Genomic DNA, 4,370 nt, shown 5'->3' with positions numbered 1-4,370 from the left:
GGCAGGACGCCGAACCCAGCAGTTTGCTCAGGACGAGCAAGTAGCTGGCGTAACATATACATATACTATTTTGCAAATACCACGTCAGAACAAAACATTTTTTCTGACTTACTTGAACTATTATAAAATATTTACTAAATCTATAATTCCTTACTTAACTTTCTAAGATTCACCTCATCAATAATCCTAATCTGCTTACCATCAATCTCAATAAGATTCAATGATTTCAATTCATTCAAAGACCTATACAAATGACGATAACTTGTCCCAAGTGATTCAGCTATTTCTTTATAAGATGAGGTAAGTGTTATCAATCTCTGCCCCTCTACAGTTATATGCTCCAATATAAATGCAGCCAATCTATTTTTAAGAGGATATAAGATATTATAAGAACTTTTCTTAGAGTTAATCATAAATTTCCTACTTAGATTAACACATAAATACTGTAAAAACTTTTTCCTGTTCATACATATAGAATTTATATAATTAACAGGAAAAGCCATAAACAAACTTTGCTTAATAGCTTCAACATTACTCCTGTAGTTAGTGTTATTAAGAATCTCAATGTCACCAAAATCACTTATGGATTTATAAAATTCATGTAATAAAATCCTTCCATCCTCTGACATGGTAAATACCTTGGCCTTACCATCCACCAAAAGGTAGAAATAATAAACAGGTTCATCCATCTTACATATCAATTCACCTTTTTCAAATAGATGAAATTCATAATAACTTTCTAAGTCATCCCCAAATATCTCATATAATTTATATTTTTTATTATATATGTTGAATAACTGTATATCTTTATATGTTTGCAAAAAAATCCACTCCTATGACATATGTCCTATTACATATAGTATTTTAAATGATATCTTAATACATGTAATTTGTAAACACTTATCTTATAGATTTGTAATTAATGTATAAGGATTATATAAAATGATAATTATTATAAATGAATCAAGTCAAAAAATTATTATAAAAAGCTTATCCAATTGAGAGGAGCATTTATGTTTGAATTTGTAGCTGTATTTAACGGAGTTTTAATCGCTCTGATGATTTCATTTAATGGACTATTAGCTCAGCAGATAGGAAATAATGAATCTTTGATTATAATACATTTAGTAGGTTTGATAGGTACAAGCATTATATTCTTAATTAGCCGTAATAAGCTACAGAGTATAAAAGGACTCCCTAAATACTTATTTCTCGGAGGAGCTATTGGTATATTCAACGTTACAATGAACAATGTATGTTTTGACAAATTAGGTGTAGCGTTAACAATTAGTCTTGGATTGATGGGGCAGTTAATTGCATCTATGTGCATTGATCACTTTGGACTATTGGGAGTCAAGAAAAACAAGATAAATATAAGAAAATTAACTGGTATAGCAATAATGAGTATTGGTATTATTGTAATGATTGTTTTATAAATGTTTTTAGGAGGTCTATAATGTACATTATACTAGCATTATTAGCAGGGGCATTAGTTATTGTTTCTATATCAATTAATGGAAATCTAGCAACAAAAGTAGGGTTAATTCAGTCAAGTATCACTAATTATTTAGTAGGATTAATATGTTCAATCATATTTTTTCTGATTTTGAATAGATTCGTATTTGACTTTTCTTTTAATAAATTGGGTGATACTCCATTTTACTATATGTTAGGTGGAGGGATAGGTTCAATTATCATATGTTTAAATAACCTTTTAATAAATAAGATATCAGCAGTATATGTTACCATACTTATTTTTTTAGGACAGATGATTACAGGAATTTTAATTGATTATGTGAAATTAGGAATTTTTTCTACTGGTAAAGTAGTAGGTGGGTTATTAATCGTAGTTGGACTTGTATATTATATTTTTGGCGATAAGAAAGCCAAAGAGATAGCAAAAATTAAATAGTCGTTTTGCAAATTTTTTACTCCATTAGAAATTTTGCTTAACATAAAATCCTGGATGTTAGCCCAGGATTTTATTTTTCAATAAATTATTTTAGCTAAAATATAATTAATTAATTTCTGAATTAGAATACTAAGAAATAGATGTAAGCAAAGTAAGTAGCAATCATTAGTACTCCATTCCAACGGTGAAATCTTTTTTTATTAAATAAAGTAAATGCAACAAGTAAAAGTACTATAGCAAATACAAATGGTATATGGTAACTTAACCAGCTAGGTTGAATCTTGAATGGTAATATACTAGATGATAAACCAATAACCAATATGATATTAAGTATATTAGCACCAAGAACATTACCAATAGATATATCATGAGCTTTTTTAACTATAGCTGTAATAGCAGTAACTAACTCTGGTAGAGAAGTACCAAAGGCTGTGAGGGTAACACCTATGATTATATCTGGTACACCTAACATCTTAGCGATTTTTTCACCATTAGTAACTAGAAGATTAGCACCGATGATTGTAAAAGTTATACCTATAGCAAATAATATTATGTTTTTGATAATAATACTTTTTGTAACTTCGATTTCTTTATCTTGCTTAATTTCACTACTACTCATCTTAGCATCTTTCACATTGTTATATAAGTAGAGTACTAAAATACCTAAAAACATAAATCCTGTTATTCTTGCTATTTCTCCAAATACAAGAGAAAAAACAGTCAATAAACTTAATAAAAATACTAGGAATAATCCTGTTCTACGAAGCTTCTTTTTTTGCTTAATCTCAGGTCTTGATAAAAGAATTGTTAGACCCAGTATAAAACCAGTATTACAAGCAATTGAACCTAATGCATTACCAAATGCTATACTTGCATTTCCATTAATAGCAGAACTTCCTGATACCATTGCTTCTGGTAAAGTAGTACATAGACTAACTAGGGTTGCACCTATTATGATATTGGGTACTTTTAATACTTTGGCTATCCATATAGTAGCATCTATAAACCAATCACTGCCTTTAATAATCATGATAAAGCCAATCAAAAATAGCAAATAGGGTAAAAATTCTTTCATTAATGTTATCCTCCTAAGATATATTGAATAGCTTGTGACAAAAAAAGACTTCTACTGTATTAAACAGTAAAAGTCTCGCTTTCATTTTATAATAATACTTATATGATAATATAATAATAAGCATAGTTATCAAATGGTTAATCAGCCGGGTATATGAACCGGAATGACGACTGATTATTCAACTTGGCATTCATCAGACCAAGTTTCAAGCTACTCCCTTAAACTAATAAAAATTATACTATATATATTTCAATAAATCAAGAAATTATACATATTTATAATTTTTAATAAAAATAACTCCAACTGGGTCAGGACCACAACTAGTTCCTATTGTAGAACCTACTTGATAGAAAGGCATATCTCCTTTTACACCTAGGTCTCTAACTTTATCTGCTACTTTTTCAGCTTCATCAGTATGGTGTCCTCTAGCTATACAGAAATTATAATTATCTATGTCTTCACCAGTTTTCTTGAAGTGTTCTTTTGTCATAGAAACTATTTTCTTAAGTGCTTTTTTTCTTCCACGGATTGTACCGTAAGGGAATAGTTCACCATCTCTAACAACGATAAGAGGTTTTAGGTTAAGTATATTACCAGCTATGGCACTAACTTTTCCTATTCTTCCACTTTTTTGCATGTATTCAAGTGTACCTATTGTAAACATTATCCTGCCTGTAGGTATTATTTTTTCTATTTTCTCAAGTGCTTCTTCAAGAGATAATCCATCATCTTTCATTCTTGCAACTTCCACAACAAATAAACCTTGTAAAGCTGTACATAGCCTAGAGTCAAGAATAGTTATATTAAAATCAGGATATTTCTCTAATATGATCTCACGAGCGTTTACAGCTGATTGATAAGAACCGCTGAATTTTGATGTGAGTGTTATACATAATAGTTTTTTCCCTTTTTCTGCATAAGGAGTAAATTTATTAATATAATCTTGTACGGAAGGTAATGATGTTTTTGGAAAGCTATTATATAATTTATCATAGAATTCATCTATAGTTATGTCAATTCTTTCCCGTAAATAATTTTCCTGATCAAAGGATATATAAAAAGGTATTATATTAATATCATATTCTTCGATTAGGTAATCAGGTAAATCACATGCGCTATCACACATAATTTCAAATTTTGGCATAAAGCAACCTCCAATAGTATTTATATGAGTTATTATAGCATATAAGAATTAGTATTAAAATGTATTATTGATTAACACTATACAGCGTAAACTATAGTGTTAAAGGCAGTTGTAATGTTTTGAGATGTAGTTAATAGAACTATGTATAGTGTGTTTTTATGCATGAAAATGTTATTATATGAACTGTAAAGCCACAAAATAGATGAATTGCTATAAGGTGGCTATCTTATCAAAGATTG

Annotated in this window: 5 protein-coding genes; 2 read left to right on the top strand and 3 right to left on the bottom strand. The window is 28.9% G+C overall.

The window, feature by feature from the left end:
- Nucleotides 1-140: 140 nt before the first annotated feature.
- Nucleotides 141-821, bottom strand: a complete 681-nt coding sequence (locus AACQ14_RS23240; RefSeq protein ID WP_339365937.1) for a cyclic nucleotide-binding domain-containing protein — start codon at nucleotides 819-821, stop codon at nucleotides 141-143.
- A gap of 192 nt (nucleotides 822-1,013) precedes the next feature.
- Here AACQ14_RS23240 and AACQ14_RS23235 point away from each other — a divergent pair, with 192 nt between their 5' ends.
- Together AACQ14_RS23235 and AACQ14_RS23230 are read left to right on the top strand one after the other, a co-directional pair.
- Nucleotides 1,014-1,436, top strand: coding sequence for a DMT family transporter (locus AACQ14_RS23235; RefSeq protein ID WP_339365936.1), 423 nt, complete (start codon nucleotides 1,014-1,016; stop codon nucleotides 1,434-1,436).
- Nucleotides 1,437-1,456: 20 nt separating this feature from the next.
- A complete protein-coding gene (locus tag AACQ14_RS23230; RefSeq protein WP_339365935.1) occupies nucleotides 1,457-1,912 on the top strand; it encodes a DMT family transporter in 456 nt (151 codons plus the stop codon).
- 121 nt (nucleotides 1,913-2,033) lie between these two features.
- Here AACQ14_RS23230 and AACQ14_RS23225 read toward each other — a convergent pair whose 3' ends face one another.
- Both AACQ14_RS23225 and AACQ14_RS23220 read right to left on the bottom strand, forming a co-directional pair.
- Nucleotides 2,034-2,987 (bottom strand): calcium/sodium antiporter, encoded by a 954-nt coding sequence (locus tag AACQ14_RS23225; RefSeq protein ID WP_339365934.1) that lies wholly within the window; start codon nucleotides 2,985-2,987, stop codon nucleotides 2,034-2,036.
- A 265-nt stretch (nucleotides 2,988-3,252) separates the two neighbouring features.
- A complete protein-coding gene (locus AACQ14_RS23220; RefSeq protein WP_339365933.1) occupies nucleotides 3,253-4,131 on the bottom strand; it encodes a DegV family protein in 879 nt (292 codons plus the stop codon).
- Nucleotides 4,132-4,370 lie beyond the last annotated feature (239 nt).

Origin of the sequence: Vallitalea maricola, assembly GCF_036985595.1 — a bacterium.
Lineage (GTDB): Bacteria > Bacillota > Clostridia > Lachnospirales > Vallitaleaceae > Vallitalea > Vallitalea maricola.
Note: the sequence above shows the minus strand (reverse complement) of the source record. Positions and strands in the feature narration are given on the sequence as shown.

Excerpts from the sequence above, each read along its gene's own strand:
- AACQ14_RS23225 (WP_339365934.1), bottom strand. The coding sequence starts at position 2,987 with ATGAAAGAATTTTTACCCTATTTGCTATTTTTGATTGGCTTTATCATG.
- AACQ14_RS23220 (WP_339365933.1), bottom strand. The coding sequence starts at position 4,131 with ATGCCAAAATTTGAAATTATGTGTGATAGCGCATGTGATTTACCTGAT.
- AACQ14_RS23230 (WP_339365935.1), top strand. The coding sequence starts at position 1,457 with ATGTACATTATACTAGCATTATTAGCAGGGGCATTAGTTATTGTTTCT.
- AACQ14_RS23235 (WP_339365936.1), top strand. The coding sequence starts at position 1,014 with ATGTTTGAATTTGTAGCTGTATTTAACGGAGTTTTAATCGCTCTGATG.